Below are 17387 nucleotides of genomic sequence, written 5' to 3' on the forward strand. Positions count from 1 at the left end.
CCCTACAATAGCCCCATGCAGATTGGCCCCTACACCATCGCACCGAACGTGGTGCTCGCGCCCATGGCCGGCGTCACCGACAAGCCGTTCCGGCAGCTGTGCAAGCGCCTGGGCGCGGGCCTGGCCGCCTCGGAGATGACCATCTCCGATCCGCGCTTCTGGACCACCCGCAAGTCGATCCACCGCATGGACCACGCCGGTGAACCGGCGCCGATCAGCGTGCAGATCGCCGGTACCGAGCCTGCGCAGCTGGCCGAGGCGGCACGCTACAACGTCGACCACGGCGCGCAGATCATCGACATCAACATGGGCTGCCCGGCCAAGAAGGTCTGCAACGCCTGGGCCGGCTCGGCGCTGATGCGCGACGAGGCGCTGGTGGCGCGCATCCTGCAAGCGGTGGTGGCCGCGGTGGACGTGCCGGTGACGCTGAAGATCCGCACCGGCTGGTGCGCGCAGGTGCGCAACGCCCCGGCCATCGCCCGCATCGCGCAGGACAGCGGCATCAAAGCGCTGGCCATCCACGGCCGCACCCGCGACCAGCACTACATCGGCACGGCCGAGTACGACACCATCGCCGCGATCAAGGCGATGCTGGACATCCCGGTGCTGGCCAATGGCGATGTGGATTCGCCGCGCAAGGCCGAGCAGGTGCTCAAACACACAGGCGCCGATGCGGTGATGGTTGGCCGCGCCGCGCAGGGCCGGCCGTGGATCTTCCGCGAGATCGCCCACTACCTGGCCACCGGCCAGGAGCTGCCGCCGCCCTCATTGACCGAGGTCCGCGGCATCCTGCTGGGGCATCTCACCGACCTGCATGCTTTCTATGGCGAACAACAGGGCGTGCGCATCGCCCGCAAGCATCTGGGCTGGTATGCCAGGGACCGCCCGGAGAACACGGCCTTCCGCGCGGTGGTCAACGCCGCCGAGACCGCCGATGCACAGCTGCGCCTGACCGGCGACTATTTCGACGCGCTGATTGCCGGCGAGCGGCCGGCCCTGTCGCCAGCGGCCTGATCCGGCGCAGACCACGTCAGCGCGGGGCGCCAGAGGTTCACCCATGAAAAAGCCCGCCAGCAGGACTGGCGGGCTTCCGGCAGGGACATCAGCGCGCGGGGGAGAGAAACGCGCTGCGGTCGATCAGCCGAACACCTTGAAGCGGGCTTCGTCCTCGATATAGCTCTTCTCGCCGAACGCGGCTTCATGGGAGCCGAACGGCATCTGCGCACGCAGGGTCCAGCTGGCCGGAATGCCCCAGTGCTCGCGCACCGCCTCGTTCACCAGCGGGTTGTAGTGCTGCAGGCTGGCGCCGATACCGGCGTCGGCCAGCGCGGTCCACACCGCGAACTGGGCCATGCCGTTGGACTGCTCGCCCCAGATCGGGAAGTTCTCGGCATACAGCGGGTACTGCGCCTGCAGGCCCTTGACCACGTCGCTGTCGACGAAGAACAGCACGGTACCGGCACCGGCGGCGAAGCTGTCGATCTTGTTGCTGGTGCCCTCGAAGGCCTCGGCCGGCACGATCTTGCGCAGCTCGTCCCGGGTCAGGTCCCAGAACTTCTGGCTTTCGGCACCGAACAGGATCACCGCCCGCGCCGACTGCGCATTGAACGCCGACGGCGCTTCACGCACGGCGTGCTTGATCAGGCTGGCGGTGTCGTTCTGGCTCATCGGCAGGGTCTTGCCGAGGGCGTATTGCGAGCGGCGCTTCTTGTACAGGGAGATGGCTTGGCTGTTCATGGTCGGTTCCTTGGGAGAAGCGGACCGGCACCATCGCCGATTCCTGCTTGATGGCCCCCATTTTATTTGCCAGCAAAATCAGAACAATCACCCTGAAAGGCATAATTTGTTTCAAATTCAGAACGCGAGCCAGTGAGTGGCTACCTGACACGCTCCGCCACCCCGGGGCCAGCCGCTTCCGCCACCGGTGGAGCCGTCCAGATCCGCTGCCACGCCTCGCCCAGTCGCTGTTTCAGCAGCGCACGCCCGCCCTGCTCCCGGTAGACGGGCCTGAGCTGGCGTGGCGCGATCGCCTGCCAGTCCTCCCCATCAATCCGGGCCACGGCGAACGTGAAGTTGTAGTCCGGCTCCAGGCCCATGCGCAGATCGCTGAGCACCAGCTCCCCGCCCTGCACCTGCGCGCGCATGAAGCCGCGGTTGAACCAGTTCAGGCGCTGCACCGCCGGCACCTCGCCGGCCTGGCGCAAAGCCTGCACGTTGGAGGGGTAACCGCTGAACTGCATCGGCCCGTGGTCGGCCCACAGCGAGCGGTCACCGACCACATAGCCGCCTGGGGTCATCGCCACCACCCGCCACAGCAGGGTGTTGAACGGCATCGGTACCGAGAACCTGGGCGCATCGGCGAGACCTATCGCCGCCAGCGCCTGATCTGCGGCCCGGTCCACCTGCGCCTTGGCCACCAGCGACCAGCCCAGATAACCGGTGCTGAGCAGCACCCCCGCCACCAGTGCCCGCTGTGCCAGCGGCCGCACCTGCGCGAACCAGGCGATCACGCAGGCCAGCAGCAGCCACACGGTGTACAGCGGATCGATGATGAACACGCTCGACCACATCGCCGGTGCCGGCGTCAGCGGCCACCACAACTGGGTGCCGTAGACGGTGAAGGCATCCAGCAGCGGATGGGTGACCAGCGCCAGCACGATCGCCCACCACCAGCGCACCGGGGCGACGGCCACCCGGCCCTGGCCGAAACGGCGGTACAACCACCAGATCAGCGTGCCCAGCAGTGGCAGCACCAGCAGCGAATGGCTGAAACTGCGGTGGACCGTCATCAATGTGACCGGATTGTCGGTGAACGCCGCGATGAACAGACCATCGAGGTCGGGCAAGGTGCCCAGTGCGGCACCGGCCAACAAGGCCGCGCGGCGATGGCCGGCGGGCGCGAGAGAGGCAGCGACAGCGCCGCCGAGAACGATCTGACTGAGCGAATCCATGTGCCGATCCTAGCAGCCGGTCACGGCCTATCATTCTCCCGGACACGCTGGCTTAACCACCGGCAACATCACACCCCGCACAATGCACAGGGCGGGCATGCCGTGTATCATGCGCGCCCATCTCTCCATCCGAATCAAGGGATATTGCCTCGATGTCCAGCTACCTGTTCACCTCCGAATCGGTCTCCGAAGGCCATCCGGACAAGATTGCCGACCAGATCTCCGACGCGGTGCTGGACGCAATCCTGACCCAGGACAAGCGCGCCCGCGTGGCCTGCGAAACCATGGTCAAGACCGGTGCGGCCATCGTCGCCGGCGAAGTCACCACCTCGGCGTGGGTCGATATCGAAGAACTGACCCGCAAGGTCATCAACGACATCGGCTACAACAATTCCGACGTCGGCTTCGACGGCCACACCTGCGCGATCATCAACATGCTCGGCAAGCAGTCGCCGGACATCGCCGCCGGCGTGGACGGTTCGGGCAAGAAGACCAAGAAGCCGGAAGAACAGGGCGCCGGCGACCAGGGCCTGATGTTCGGCTATGCCTGCAACGAGGCGCCGGAATTCATGCCGGCCCCGATCTACTACTCGCACCGTCTGGTCGAGCAGCAGGCCAAGGTCCGCAACAAGAAGAACTCGCCGCTGCCGTGGCTGCGCCCGGACGCCAAGAGCCAGGTCACCCTGCGCTATGGCGACAACGGCAAGATCGAAGGCCTGGACGCGGTGGTGCTGTCCACCCAGCACGACCCGGGCGTGAAGCAGAAGGACCTGATCGAGGCCGTGCGCGAGCACATCCTCAAGCCGGTGCTGCCCAAGGCGTGGCTGGACGCGCTGCCGAAGAACAAGATCCACATCAACCCGACCGGCATCTTCGTCATCGGCGGCCCGGTGGGTGATTGCGGCCTGACCGGCCGCAAGATCATCGTCGACACCTACGGCGGCATGGCCCGTCACGGTGGCGGTGCGTTCTCGGGCAAGGATCCGTCCAAGGTTGACCGTTCGGCCGCCTACGCCGCCCGCTACGTGGCCAAGAACGTCGTGGCTGCCGGCCTGGCGGACAAGTGCGAAGTGCAGGTCTCCTACGCCATCGGCGTGGCCGAGCCGACTTCGATCTCGGTCACCACCTTCGGCACCGGCAAGATCGCCGACGCGCAGATCGAGAAGCTGATCCGTGCGCACTTCGACCTGCGTCCGTACGGCATCATCAAGATGCTGGATCTGATCCACCCGATGTACCAGCAGACCGCCGCCTACGGCCACTTCGGGCGCAAGCCGAAGGAATTCAGCTACGTCGATGGCGAGGGCAAGAGCCAGACCGCGACCGCCTTCTCCTGGGAGAAGACCGACCGCGCCGAGGCGCTGCGCAAGGCCGCCAAGCTGAAGTAATAAACTGGCACTGCCAGTGACCGGAACGGGCCGCGCAAGCGGCCCGTTTTTTTGGCCCGCAACTGAACTGCCGTACAGGATCCCCCCGTGAGCGAATGCACCGACCCGCACCACCCGCCGACCACGCTGCCGCCCGCCAGCGATAGCGCCGTTCCCGACACGGACGGACTGCTGGCTGTGCTGGAAACCGTCGCCGAGGACCGTACCGTGCTTGATGCATGGCCGGCCGAGCAGCGCGCGCGGCTGTACAAGGCCGTGGCCAGCATCGCCAACCCGGCGCCGAAGTTCCGTCGCCAGAAGGCCAAGCTCGAACAGCGCGCGCAGCATGCCGAGAAATTGCGCAAGGCCGATGCCCTGCTGGAACAGACCGGCATCCGCACCCTGCGCAGCAAACCGGTGTTCAGCACGCCAAACTATTTCCCGCCGCAGAATTTCGACCAGCAGAACCGGCTGGCGCACGATCCGCGCGAGCCCGAGCGCGAGCCGCTGGAATCCCCGGAGCTGCGCCACTGCTATGTGTGCAAGCAGAAGTACACGCGGCTGCACCACTTCTACGACCAGATGTGCACACGCTGCGCGGACTTCAATTTCGCCAAGCGCACCGAGCTGGCCGATCTGGGCGGGCGCGTGGCGCTGCTCACCGGTGGCCGGGTCAAGATCGGCTTCCAGGCGGGTCTGAAGCTGCTGCGTGCCGGCGCGCACCTGATCGTCACCACCCGGTTCCCGCGCGATTCGGCCGCCCGCTATGCGCAGGAACCGGATTTCGCGGTGTGGGGCCATCGCCTGGAGGTGTTCGGGCTGGATCTGCGCCATACCCCCAGCGTGGAAGCGTTCTGCAGTGAAGTGGCCGGCAAGTATTCGCGGCTGGATTTCATCATCAACAACGCCTGCCAGACCGTGCGCCGCCCGCCGGAGTTCTACGCGCACATGATGGAGGCCGAAACCGCCAGCATGGCGCAGACGCCCGAACACGTGCGCAAGCTGCTGGGCAATTTCGAAGGGCTGCGCAGCCACGACCTGCTGCCCGAAGCCACCGCCCTGAGCTCGGCCGCGCTGCACGGCCTGTCCGACGCCCCGGGGCTGACCCACGCACCGGCGCTGTCGCAGGTGCCCTTGCTGGCCGAGGAACTGCTGGGCCAGAAGCACCTGTTCCCGGAAGGCCGGCTGGACAAGGACCTGCAGCAGGTCGATCTGCGCGGACGCAACTCCTGGCGCCTGCAGATGCACGAGGTCCCGGCGGTGGAACTGCTGGAAACCCAGCTGGTCAACGCAGTGGCGCCGTTCATCCTCAATGCGCGGCTGAAGCCGCTGATGCTGCGCACGCCCAATCGCGACAAGCACATCGTCAACGTCTCGGCGATGGAAGGCCAGTTCTACCGCAACTTCAAGACCACCAAGCATCCGCATACCAACATGGCCAAGGCCGCGTTGAACATGATGACGCGCACCGCGGCGGCCGATTACCACGGCGACGGCATCCATATGAACAGCGTGGATACCGGCTGGGTGACCGACGAGGATCCGATCGAGCTGGCCACCCGCAAGACCGCCGAGGAGCGCTTCCATCCGCCGCTGGATATCGTCGATGGCGCCGCGCGCATCGTCGACCCGATCATCCACGGCTTCAACACCGGCGAGCACGTGTGGGGCCAGTTCCTGAAGGACTACCAGCCCACGCACTGGTAAGCGGCCGCCGGCGCCACCGGCAATGGCCGTCGGGCACGCGGTCGCTGCGGATCGTGCAGCGCGGCGTCCCTGGCGGGTCGGCGCTCAAGCGCAGCCTCGACGCCAGGCACCGGAGACAGAGGATCGAAGGCCCGGGCGGCATGCTGGACCGGCGGGACCCGCTGCGGTTCGCCACGCCGGGGGCTTCCACGGGGTGCGCCGCCACTTCCAGTGACGGTGGCCGCTGCGTCGGGACAGGGGCAGTGACACCGCCCTCTTTCCGCGCCGGATTACCCGTCCCGCGCCCGGGTGGAGTAGCCTGCGGGCCCTGTCGTCGCGGTGCCCACCATGTCCGAACCCACCTCCCACCAGTTGTCGATGACCGTGCTGATGACCCCGGAGATGGCCAACTTCTCCGGCAAGGTGCACGGCGGCGCGGTATTGCGCCTGCTCGACCAGGTCGCCTATGCCTGCGCCAGCCGCTATGCCGGCAACTACGTGGTCACCCTGTCGGTGGACCAGGTGACGTTCCGCCAGCCCATTGCCGTCGGCGAACTGGTGACCTTCCTGGCCTCGGTGAACTACACCGGCACCTCGTCGATGGAGGTGGGCATCAAGGTGGTGGCCGAGGACATCCGCAAGGCCAGCGTGCGCCATGCCAACAGCTGCTTCTTCACGATGGTGGCGGTCGATGACCAGGGCCGGCCGACGCCGGTACCGCCGCTGCAGGTGCAAACCAGTGACGAGAAGCGTCGCTTCGCCGCCGCACAGCTCCGCCGCCAGCTGCGCCAGGAGATGGAACAGCGCCACCTGGAGCTGCTCAAACACAATCCGTCCGGCGCCGCCGATCTGGCGGTGGACGCGTAAAACCGGAACGCCGGCCGGAACTGCCGCCCGGCCGGCGCCTTCCGGCGATCGATCAGCCGGTGTTCTGCACGCCCTGCGAAACGCCGTTGACGCAGGCCACCAGCGCGCGCAACAGCGCCTCGTCCTCGCGCCCGCTCTCGCGCCAGCGCCTGAGCAGATCCACCTGCAAGGCGCTGATCGGGTCGATGTAGGGATTGCGCAGGCGGATCGACAGGGCCAGCCGCGGATCGTGCTCGAGCAGTTCCTGCTGTCCGCTCAGGCGCTTGACCCAGTGCGCGGTCAACGCCAGCTCCTCGCGGATCAGCGGGAAGAAGTGCCCGTGCAGCGGCCCGGCCAGCTGCGAGAACTGCTCGGCGATATGGATATCACCCTTGCTCAGCACCATCGCCATGTCATCGAGGAAGGTCTCGAAGAACGGCCAGTCGTGCGCCATCTCGCGCAGCCGCTCCTCATGGCCGGCATCAGCGGCGGCCTGCAGCCCGCTGCCCACGCCGAACCAGCCGGGAATCACCGCGCGCGCCTGGCTCCAGGCGAACACCCACGGAATCGCGCGCAGGTTGGACAGCGCCGCGTCCTGGCCCAGCCGCCGCGACGGCCGCGAGCCCAGCGTCATCCGCTCGATCACATCGATCGGCGTCGCATTGCGGAAGTAGTCCATGAAGCGCGCATCGCCAACGAAGGCGCGGTAGGCGCGCGAACTTTCAGCCGCGACGGTCTCCATCACCGGGATCCACTGCGCCTCGCGCGGTTCGGCCGCACGCGGGCGCAGGCTGGCGCGCAGCACCGCGCCGGCCGACTGCTCCAGCGAACGCAGCGCCAGCGCGCGGATGCCGTACTTGCGATGGATCACCTCGCCCTGCTCGGTCACCCGCAGGCGGCCATCGATGCTGCCGCGGGGCGAGGCGTTGACCGCATGCGTGGTCCTGGTGCCGCCGCGGCTGATCGAACCCCCACGGCCGTGGAAGAAAGTCAGCTTCACGCCGTAGGCGGCGGCCGCTTCGAGCAGGTCCACCTGTGCCTGTTGCAGGCCCCAGCGCGAGGCGGCGATGCCGCCGTCCTTGCCGCTGTCCGAATAGCCCAGCATCACCATCTGCACGTCATCACGTGCGGCCAGATGGGCGCGATAGACCGGATCGGCCAGCAGGTCGCGCAGTGTCGCGGTCCCGCGCTGCAGATCGTCCACGGTCTCGAACAGCGGCGCGATATCCAGCGGCACCGCATCTTCCGCATCGACCAGACCGCCGCGCCGGGCCAGTGCCAGCACCGCCAGCACGTCGCCGCGGTCGTGCGCCATGGAGATGATGTAGCTGCCCAGCGCATCGGCGCCATGGCGACGGCGCGCATCGGCCAGCGCGGCGAACACCTTGTCCAGACGCTGCCCGGCCTCATCACCGCCGCGCTCCAGTGAGGCACTGCCAGCCGCATACGGCGAGAGCAGCGCCGCGCGCGCGGCATCGTCCAGCGCATCGAAACGGTCTTGACCACCGAGCACGTCGGCCAGCGCGCGCGCATGCACGCTCGATTCCTGGCGCACATCCAGCCGAGCCAGATGGAAGCCGAAGGTGCGCACCCGCCACAGCAGCCGGCGCACCGAGAACCAGCCGGCGTGCTTGCCCTTGTTGGCCTCCAGACTATCCAGGATCAGCTGCAGGTCGGCGGCAAATTCCGCCGGCGACGCATAGGCGCCGGGTGCATCTTCCAGCGTGGCCTGCAGCCGCGCCCGCATGCGGTCGTTGAGCAGCCGGTACGGCATGTCGGCATGGCGCGGGCGCGACTGCACCTGCGGCAGCAGCTGGCGGTACTGCTCGACACGGGCCAGCACGTCGGCGCTGACGCCGACCAAGTCGGTGGACTGGCTGAGCAGGCTGGCCAGCGCCAGCATGTCCTTCAGATACAGGCCGAGCACGGCGCTGCGCTGCGCGTTCAAGGTGGCGGTGATGGTGGTCGCATCCACATTGGGATTGCCGTCCATATCGCCGCCGACCCAGGTGCCGAAGCGCACCAGCCGCGGCAGCGGCACCGTGCGGCCCCAGGTGTCCAGCAGCGCCTGTTCCAGGGATTCGTAGAACACCGGCATCACCCGGTACAACACCCGGGTGAGATAGAAGCCGACATGCTCGCGCTCGTCATCCACGCTCGGCCGCACCGGCGAGGAATCGGCGGTCTGCCACGAGGCGGTCAGCGCCATGCGGAAGCGCGCGGCATCGGCGGCCTGCTCGCCGGGCGTGCGCTGGCCATCGAGGTTGTCCACCAGCGCGGCCACCATCAGCTGTTCTTTTTCCAGCAGCGCGCGGCGCACCGCCTCGGTCGGATGCGCGGTGAACACCGGCTCGATATCGATCCGCGGCAACCACTGCGCCAGCTCCTCCAGCGACACGCCCTGCGCCTTGAGCTGCAGCAGCGCATCGTGCAGGCCATCGGGCTGCGGACGCTTGGTGCCGGCACGCTGGTAGTCGCGGCGGCGGCGGATGCGGTGTACGCGCTCGGCGATGTTCACCACCTGGAAGTAGGTACTGAACGCACGTACCAGCGCCTCGGCCTCGCGCGGTGCGCGGCCCTCCAGCTGCGTGCTCAGTGTTGCCAGCGGGCCCTGGCTTTCACGACGCGCGATCGCCGCCGTGCGCACCGCTTCCACTTCATCAAGAAAGTCCGGCGATACCTGCTCGGACAGAAGGTCGCCGACCAGGGCACCGAGGCGGCGCACATCGTCGCGCAACGGCAGATCGGGGGTGGCGAAGACAACGCTGCTGCGGTACTCGTTCATCCTGGGACGTGGAGCCTTGAGAGCGGAAACGCCCCAAGCCTACCCCAAAAAATCACCGGTTTTTGCAGTGCATCATGGCTGAAACAGTTGCATCTGCACCTTGTCCAGCCACTGTCCCGGCAGACAGCACAACGGGGCGCAAGCGCCCCGTTGTGGACATACCCTGTCGCTGGAACGTCAGCGTTTCTTGCCACCGGTACTGGCCGGCGCGGCCAGCCACTTGTCCAGCAACTCCTCGCTTTCCGCCAGCATGGTCATGATCGATTCGCGCGCGCGGTAGGCGTGCGATTCGTTGGGCAGCATCACCAGCCGCGAGGTGCCACCCAGCCCCTTCACCGCGGCGAACATGCGCTCGCTCTGCAGCGGGAAGGTGCCGGAGTTGTTGTCCTCGGCCCCATGGATGAACAGGATCGGGTCCTTGATCTGTTGCGCGTAGTTGAACGGCGACATCTTCAGATACACCTCCTGCGCCTGCCAGTAGTTGCGCTCTTCGGCTTGGAAACCGAACGGGGTCAGCGTACGGTTGTAGGCGCCCGAGCGAGCGATACCGGCCTTGAACAGGCGCGTGTGCGCGAGCAGATTGGCGGTCATGAACGCGCCATAGGAATGCCCACCGACAGCGATGCGTTCGCGATCGGCGACACCGCGTTTGACCACCTCGTCCACCGCCGCCTGCGCGCTGGCGACCAGCTGCTCGATATAGGTGTCGTTGGGTTCGGCATCGCCCTCGCCGATGATCGGCATGGTCGGTGCGCTGAGCACCACGTAGCCCTTGGCCAGGAACGCCTGCGGCCCCCAGTAGCTGACCGCGTTGAAGCGGTGCGGCGAGCCGGTGACCTGGCTGGCGTCCTCAGCCGATTTGAACTCGGCCGGGTAGGCCCACATCAGCAGCGGCCGCGGGCCATCCTTCTTCGGGTCGTAGCCCGGCGGCAGCAGCAGGTCGCCGGTCAGTGCCACCCCGTCGTTGCGCTGGTAGCGGATCTGCTCCTTCTTCACCCCCCGCAGGGCCGGCAGCGGGTGCGCGAAGCGGGTCAGCTGCCGCGGCGTGGCATCGGCGTCCAGGCCACGGGCGAACAGGTTGGCCGGCACGTCGTTGGATTCGCGGTAGCTCAGCACACGCGGGCTTTCACCGTCGATCAGCGCCAGCGGCATCTCGTAGTACGGCGCCTGCGAGTGGAACAGACGCTCGGCCTTGCCGCTATGCAGGTCCACCTTGTCCAGGAACGGGCGATCGCCCTCGGCCGAGGCGCCGGCACCGATGCGGTAGAAACTGTTGCCATCGGCGCTGAGCTGCAGCCGCGAGCGGCCGGCCGCATCGGCCTGCAGCACCGGCTCGCCCGGATCGCCATAGCGGTCATCGTCCGAACGCGCCGACAGCAGCACCGGGGCCTGTTCGGGATGGTCCGGGGCGATCTTCCACTGCTTGACCTGGCGGGTCTTCCACCACGATTCGTCCAGCAATGCCAGGTCGCCACGGCCCCAGGTGATACCGGCATAGCGCGAGCCCAGCTGCGCCAGCGTCACCGGCGGCTTGTCGAACGGCGCGGCCTGCATCAGCACCGCATCGCGGATCGCCGTGTCACGCGACGGATCACCGCCGTCCTGCGCCTCGGCCCACACCAGCGTGGCCGCCGCATCGGCGCGCCAGCTGATCGAGCGCACGCCGGTGGGCACCGCGTCATTGCCGGTGGGCAGGCCATCGACCAGTGGCAGCCGCGCCACGGTATGCACCAGCTTGCCCTGCGCATCGAGCACTTCGATGTTGCGCGGGAACCGGCTCACCGGCACCGCATAGGAGAACGGCCGCTGCACCCGCTGGCTGAGCAGGTAGTTGCCGTCCGGCGAGGCCGCCAGGCCCAGATAGATGCCCACCGCGCCGACCGGGGTGGCCTGGCCGTTGATCGCCACCCGCGTCGGCTGCGCCTGCAGGTAATACTCGAACAGGCGCGCGTCGTCCTCGTTCTTGAGCAGGTCCTGGTAGGTGCGCACCGAGCGCACGCCCTGCCCGGCCTCGGTCTGCTGCACCGCCGGGCCGGTCGGAACGCCATCACTGGCCGGCGGCGCGCCGCGCCCGGCCGGACGCTGCATCACCAGCAGTTCCGTGCCACCCGGCAACCACGCATAGCCGTTGCCGACGATGCTGTTCAGATCCTGCGCCACCCGGCGCGCGCTGGCCGTGCCGACATCCACCAGCCACAGCTCGTTGGCACCGCTGGCCGGATCGACCTGGTTGAACGCCAGATACTTCTGGTCCGGCGACCACGCCAGCGAGGCCACCGACAGCGGCTGCGGCAGACCACTGATCTGGCGCTCGGCGCCGTCCACGGTGGAGATCAGCCACAGCTTGCTGCCGAACGAGAAGCGGCTGTCAGACACCGTCTTCGGATTGATCCGCAGCCCGGCCAGCTTCAGCTCCGGGGCCGCCACCTGGGCGATGGACGGCAACGGCGGGGTCTGCAGCATCGCCGCCAGATCGCGCCTGGGCGACAGGCTCAGGGTCGGCGCACGCGGGGCATCCACCACCGCCTGCAAGGCGGCCGACGGGAGCCGGTAGCCCTCGCCCTGGGTGGCCTTCTGCGCCGGCGGAGGGGCCAACGCCATTACCGGCGGTACCGAGAGCAGCAGGCCGGCGCACAGCACCAGCACAGCCGAAGCGCGCTTGGCGCGGCGGGCGGGGGATTTGGTCATGACAATCCTTAACAACAGAGGCGATCAGACAACTTAACAATCTCTGTCGCCGTTCTCCCCTGCCTTTGGTTGGGCTGCCGGCGCGACGACCGCGCCGCGATATAATCGCCACCCCCGCTCCGAGGGGCGCTGCGACCGTACCGACCCCACCGGGGCTCGCGTCACGGCCAGGCTCGGGCGGCTTCCATGCAACAACGGCGCCCGGCGAACGCGAGCCTGCTCGCACCACACCGGAGCTCTAAATGAACGCTGTTGCCAAGACCTTCTCACAGGAAGGCGATTACAAGATTGCCGATATCGCGCTGGCCGACTGGGGCCGCAAGGAGCTGGATATCGCCGAGCACGAGATGCCGGGCCTGATGTCCATCCGCCGCAAGCACGCCACTACCAAGCCGCTGGCCGGCGTGCGCGTGACCGGCTCGCTGCACATGACCATCCAGACCGCGGTGCTGATCGAGACCCTGAAGGACATCGGCGCCGACGTGCGCTGGGCCTCGTGCAACATCTTCTCCACCCAGGACCAGGCCGCCGCGGCGATTGCCGCCACCGGCACCCCGGTGTTCGCGTGGAAGGGCGAAACCCTGGAAGAGTACTGGGACTGCACCCTGGACGCGCTGACCTTCACCCTGCCCGACGGCACCCTGACCGGCCCGCAGCTGGTGGTGGACGACGGTGGCGACGTCACCCTGCTCATCCACAAGGGCTATGAGCTGGAACAGGGCGATGACAGCTGGGTCAACTCGGCCTCGGGCAGCCACGAGGAACAGGTGATCAAGAACCTGCTCAAGCGCGTGGCCGTCGAGCGCCCGGGCTACTGGACCCGCGTGGTCGCCGACTGGAAGGGCGTCTCCGAAGAGACCACCACCGGTGTGCACCGCCTGTACCAGCTGGCCGAACAGGGCAAGCTGCTGATCCCGGCGATCAACGTCAACGACTCGGTCACCAAGAGCAAGTTCGACAACCTGTACGGCTGCCGCGAGTCGCTGGCCGATGGCCTGAAGCGTGCGATGGACGTGATGCTGGCCGGCAAGGTGGCCGTGGTGTGCGGCTACGGTGATGTCGGCAAGGGCTCGGCCGCCTCGCTGCGCAACTACGGCGCGCGCGTCATCGTCACCGAGATCGATCCGATCTGCGCACTGCAGGCGGCGATGGAAGGCTACGAAGTCAATACGGTCGAATCCACCCTGGGCCGTGCCGACATCTACGTCACCACCACCGGCAACAAGGACATCATCACCGCCGCGCACATGCAGGCGATGAAGGACCAGGCCATCGTCTGCAACATCGGCCACTTCGACAACGAGATCCAGGTCGATGCGCTCAAGGCCCTGCCGGGGCTGGTGCACACCAACATCAAGCCGCAGGTGGACAAGTACACCTTCGCCAATGGCAACAGCATCTTCCTGCTGGCCGAAGGCCGTCTGGTGAACCTGGGCTGCGCCACCGGCCACCCGAGCTTCGTGATGTCCAACAGCTTCGCCAACCAGACCCTGGCGCAGATCGACCTGTGGGCCAACAAGGACAGCTACGAAAACAAGGTCTACATCCTGCCCAAGCACCTGGACGAGGAAGTGGCGCGCCTGCACCTGGAAAAGATCGGCGTGAAGCTGACCACCCTGACCAGGGACCAGGCCGACTACCTGGGCGTGCCGGTCGAAGGCCCGTACAAGCCGGACCACTACCGCTACTGATCGGCCTGCCGGTCACTGCGTGAAACACGAAACGGGCGCCGTCAGGCGCCCGTTTTTTGTGCCTGTTTACCCGAACCGCGTCCCTGCCGGCGCCAGCTCAGGCGCCCCCGCAACGGACCGGTCAACCGCCGGACGCCGGACGCCGGACGCCGGACGCCGTTTCACTCTGCGCCCGTGCGTTGCCCCCAGACGCCGGGTCACCCGGGATGGCGCAGAAGTTCGAGCCGCTCCGCATCAAACGAACCGCGCTGCGCACAGCAGCACCCGCCACTTCCCAACCCGCCACGGCGTGGGGATACTCGAAGCCAGACCGTTCCGTCACCGACTGGGGAGTTTTGATGGCAAGGCGTGCTCGATATCTGCTGGCGGCGGCCTTGGTCGCTTTTTCATCCACGGCGTTCGCACAGAGTGACGCGTACAAAGCCGGTTACAGCGTTGGCCGGCAACTGGGGCGTTTCATGGGACTGGCCTTGCCCGGGGCGGCAGGCGCTGTCGGCGTCGTTGTCGCGCTGCTGGTCTTGCGCGCATGGCGCAAACGCCGCACTGCCGGTGACAGGCGGGCCTGACATCCCCCCGCCTGGATGGCGCATCCGCCACGGCAGCTATCGGCATGAGTACCGACCGCGACTTCATCGACTATGTCGCCGAGCAGATCGGCCTGGGCAGCCGCCTGAGCCACAGGAAGATGTTTGGCGAGTACGCGCTGTATGTCGATGGCAAGGTGGTGGCCTTCGCCTGCGACAACAGCCTGTTCGTCAAACCCTCCGCTGCCGCCACCGGACTGGCACCGCCGCTGCCGCAACGCCCACCGTATCCCGGCGCCAAGGACTATCCGGTGGCCGATGAGCTGCTTGATGACAGCGAGGCGCTGCGCCGGCTGATCCTGCAGACCGCCGAGCTGATGCCGCTGCCGAAGCCCAGGAAAGTCGCCGCCAGGCGTACGCCCCGCTCCGCAAAGCCCTGACGGCTCCCATCAGCGCACGGTGGATGGCCGCCACCACCAGCCGTCACACCGCCGCGTGGCTACCGTTTGAACAACGCCAGCCCTCCGGCCACCACCGCGCAGCCGATGGCGTAGCAGGCGATATCGGCCCACGAGAACGTGTTGCCGATCAGCGTGTGCATCACATCGCCGCGCACATAGCCCAGCCGTTCGGCCAGCGCGAAGTACTGGGCCACTTCCATCGCGCAGGCCAACCCGAACACGCCCAGCAGCAGCGCATGGTCATCGACCCGCACCACGCTGCGGATCGCCGCGTACAACAGCACCACCACCAGCACATCGCCCAGATAGGCGCGTATCCACGTCACCTGCGACAGCTGCGTGGCGATCACCACTTCCAGCAGGAACAGGGCGATGGCCAGCAGCATGTGCCACGGGCTGAACGCGAACACGCCCCACCCGGCACGCGCCTTCAGATAAAGGCTCATCGCCAGTTGGCGTTGTTGTCCCAGAACGCCACCGCGCGCGCATAGGCGGCACGGTCGATGGCCACGCCCGAGCCGCCCTCCTCCACGCCGAGTGCGTTGCGCATCATCGTGATCGGCGCCATCGGCACTTCCTCGGGCTCGGCGGTGTAGAGACAGCCGACCACGCCCCAGTCGGCCTCGATCGGCGCGCCCTCCCTGGCCAGCTGCTCGGCGCTGTACAGGATCACCACCAGGTACTCGGCCACCGGCGGCTCCACGCCCTCGAACCAGCGCACCAGCACCGGCAGCTCCTCGCGGGTGCGCGCCTCGTAGCCCGAGCGCAGCAGATGGCGGTTGTCCTCGGTTATCGGCACGGTCAGGCAGCGGGTGGAGGTCCAGTTGCGGTGCACATGCAGCTTGCAGAACGGCGCGTAGCCGTCGAGCACCTTGTACGGCGCATGGGCGTTGAGGTGCTGCTCGAACTGCTCCGGCGTGCAGTCCTGGATGGTGTTGGCGCGCGGCGTGCGCGGGAACAGCCGGGTGCGGGCGAAGGGGGTGAGATAGATCGACATCAGACCGCTCTTAACAAAGTTGAGCGCGCATTCTCCGCTATCGGCGCCACGCCGCGCCCGGCTTCCACGGCAGCGCGGGTCCTCGGCGGCGTGGGTGGCGCCGGACGGGCGGCCACCGGCCGGCACCGCGACGGGCACGGCGTTGGCCGGTATTCCCTGTCGGGGCGGGCAACTGCGACGGACATATCGCAGCGTTACCCCACGATTGAATACGTTTTCAGGACAATCGAGCAAAAAACGGTCGACGTCGAACATAAATCGCTCGTGCGTGACCAAAAATCGCTCGATGACGACCGGAAACTGGTCGGCACCGGCCGGAAACAGATCGTTGCGGGACAACTTGTGGCATCGGCCAGCGCAAAACGCTCGCCATCGACCGGGAAACGCTGATCGGCGCTCGTGCCCCGCGCCTGGCGATCAGCGGCAGCCGCTGCTCATCCACCGCCGCGCGCCTGCCGCCCGCGCTGTCGAACTCCCGCCCGCCGCGCGCCCGATCACGGCCCAGCGTCGGCCACCGACAATCTTCAGACCCGGACCGGCACAGCATTCCCCTCGATTCCACGTCAGGGCCACGCCCTGCCCGGTCCGACACGGAGAAGGCCATGCACCTGCGCGATAACACCCCCCGGGCACTGGCCAAGGTGCCGGCGCTCACCTTCGGCTTCTGGGTGATCAAGGTGCTGGCCACCACGCTGGGCGAAACCGGCGGCGATACGGTATCGATGTCGCTGGGGCTGGGCTATGCGGTCGGCACCGTGATCTTCATGGCGGTATTCCTGCTCGCGGTCGCCGCGCAGATCCGCACCAGCCGCTTCCGGCCGGCGCTGTACTGGCTGACCGTCATCGCCTCCACCACCGTGGGCACCACCCTGGCCGACTTCGCCGACCGCTCGCTGGGCATCGGCTATACCGGCGGCAGCACGCTGCTGCTGGGTTTGCTGCTGGCCACGCTGTTTACCTGGCACCGCACGCTGGGCTCGATCGATATCGGCACCGTGGCCAGCCCACGTGCGGAGGGGTTCTATTGGCTGACCATCATGTGCTCGCAGACGCTGGGCACGGCGCTGGGCGACTGGACGGCCGACAGCGCCGGAATGGGCTACCTCGGCGCGGCGGCGGTCTTCGGCGGTGTGTTGCTGCTGGTGGCCGCCGCCTGGCACTGGAGCCCGATCTCACGCGGAACGCTGTTCTGGACGGCCTTCGTGCTGACCCGGCCGCTGGGCGCGGTGGTCGGCGACTTCCTGGACAAACCGCTGGATCACGGCGGACTGGCCGTGAGCCGCTACGGCGCCAGCGTGGTGCTGCTGGTGGCCATCGGCGTATGCGTGGCGGTATTCCCACAGCGCGCGGCCGCGCGGCCGCACTGAACCCGGGGCGGCAGCGCGAGGGCG

At 67.6% G+C, this 17387-nt stretch carries 14 protein-coding genes and 1 riboswitch; of the genes, 8 read left to right on the forward strand and 6 right to left on the reverse strand.

Features of this window, described 5'->3' with window-relative positions:
• Positions 1-15: 15 nt before the first annotated feature.
• A complete protein-coding gene (gene dusB / locus ARC78_RS08300) occupies positions 16-1014 on the forward strand; it encodes a tRNA dihydrouridine synthase DusB (RefSeq protein WP_057506078.1) in 999 nt (332 codons plus the stop codon).
• Between the two features lie 123 nt (positions 1015-1137).
• Here the strand turns inward: dusB and ARC78_RS08305 are convergent, their stop codons facing one another.
• Both ARC78_RS08305 and ARC78_RS08310 read right to left on the reverse strand, forming a co-directional pair.
• Positions 1138-1737, reverse strand: a complete 600-nt coding sequence (locus ARC78_RS08305; protein WP_054659095.1) for a nitroreductase family protein — start codon at positions 1735-1737, stop codon at positions 1138-1140.
• Between the two features lie 140 nt (positions 1738-1877).
• Entirely contained in the window at positions 1878-2951 is a 1074-nt protein-coding gene (locus ARC78_RS08310; protein ID WP_054659093.1) for a metal-dependent hydrolase, read from the reverse strand.
• Between the two features lie 152 nt (positions 2952-3103).
• On the opposite strand from ARC78_RS08310, the gene metK reads away from it, so the two are divergent.
• From metK to ARC78_RS08325, 3 genes are all read left to right on the forward strand, one after another.
• On the forward strand, positions 3104-4339 hold the full coding sequence (metK, locus tag ARC78_RS08315; protein WP_054659091.1) for a methionine adenosyltransferase: 1236 nt from the start codon (positions 3104-3106) through the stop codon (positions 4337-4339).
• A gap of 87 nt (positions 4340-4426) precedes the next feature.
• Positions 4427-6025 carry an SDR family NAD(P)-dependent oxidoreductase gene (locus ARC78_RS08320; RefSeq protein ID WP_425478334.1) on the forward strand — a complete coding sequence of 533 codons (1599 nt, stop codon included), beginning with the start codon at positions 4427-4429 and terminating at the stop codon, positions 6023-6025.
• A 327-nt stretch (positions 6026-6352) separates the two neighbouring features.
• On the forward strand, positions 6353-6871 hold the full coding sequence (locus ARC78_RS08325) for an acyl-CoA thioesterase (protein ID WP_054660875.1): 519 nt from the start codon (positions 6353-6355) through the stop codon (positions 6869-6871).
• Positions 6872-6923: 52 nt separating this feature from the next.
• Here the strand turns inward: ARC78_RS08325 and ppc are convergent, their stop codons facing one another.
• Together ppc and ARC78_RS08335 are read right to left on the reverse strand one after the other, a co-directional pair.
• A complete protein-coding gene (gene ppc, locus ARC78_RS08330; protein WP_057506079.1) occupies positions 6924-9635 on the reverse strand; it encodes a phosphoenolpyruvate carboxylase in 2712 nt (903 codons plus the stop codon).
• 177 nt (positions 9636-9812) lie between these two features.
• A complete protein-coding gene (locus tag ARC78_RS08335; RefSeq protein ID WP_057506080.1) occupies positions 9813-12323 on the reverse strand; it encodes an alpha/beta hydrolase family protein in 2511 nt (836 codons plus the stop codon).
• A 115-nt stretch (positions 12324-12438) separates the two neighbouring features.
• Positions 12439-12533, forward strand: a riboswitch (S-adenosyl-L-homocysteine riboswitch).
• 32 nt (positions 12534-12565) lie between these two features.
• Between ARC78_RS08335 and ahcY the strand changes: the two genes are divergently transcribed.
• From ahcY to ARC78_RS08345, 3 genes are all read left to right on the forward strand, one after another.
• Positions 12566-14014: an adenosylhomocysteinase gene (gene ahcY, locus ARC78_RS08340; protein WP_057506081.1), complete on the forward strand. Its 1449-nt coding sequence runs from the start codon at positions 12566-12568 to the stop codon at positions 14012-14014.
• 206 nt (positions 14015-14220) lie between these two features.
• A complete protein-coding gene (locus tag ARC78_RS16605; protein ID WP_145974301.1) occupies positions 14221-14580 on the forward strand; it encodes a hypothetical protein in 360 nt (119 codons plus the stop codon).
• 44 nt (positions 14581-14624) lie between these two features.
• Complete coding sequence (locus tag ARC78_RS08345) at positions 14625-14978, forward strand: TfoX/Sxy family protein (RefSeq protein ID WP_054659659.1); 354 nt, start codon at positions 14625-14627, stop codon at positions 14976-14978.
• A gap of 59 nt (positions 14979-15037) precedes the next feature.
• Here the strand turns inward: ARC78_RS08345 and ARC78_RS08350 are convergent, their stop codons facing one another.
• Together ARC78_RS08350 and ARC78_RS08355 are read right to left on the reverse strand one after the other, a co-directional pair.
• Entirely contained in the window at positions 15038-15445 is a 408-nt protein-coding gene (locus tag ARC78_RS08350; RefSeq protein WP_054659657.1) for a ribosomal maturation YjgA family protein, read from the reverse strand.
• The gene (locus ARC78_RS08355; RefSeq protein ID WP_054659655.1) at positions 15442-15996 is read right to left on the reverse strand and encodes a DUF3228 family protein; all 555 of its coding nucleotides are present in this window, start codon (positions 15994-15996) and stop codon (positions 15442-15444) included. The genes ARC78_RS08350 and ARC78_RS08355 overlap by 4 nt, the downstream gene beginning before the upstream one ends.
• A 602-nt stretch (positions 15997-16598) precedes the next feature.
• Here ARC78_RS08355 and ARC78_RS08360 point away from each other — a divergent pair.
• Entirely contained in the window at positions 16599-17363 is a 765-nt protein-coding gene (locus tag ARC78_RS08360; RefSeq protein WP_241772705.1) for a COG4705 family protein, read from the forward strand.
• Positions 17364-17387: the final 24 nt, after the last annotated feature.

It is taken from the genome of Stenotrophomonas pictorum JCM 9942 (assembly GCF_001431585.1).
Lineage (GTDB): Bacteria > Pseudomonadota > Gammaproteobacteria > Xanthomonadales > Xanthomonadaceae > Stenotrophomonas > Stenotrophomonas pictorum.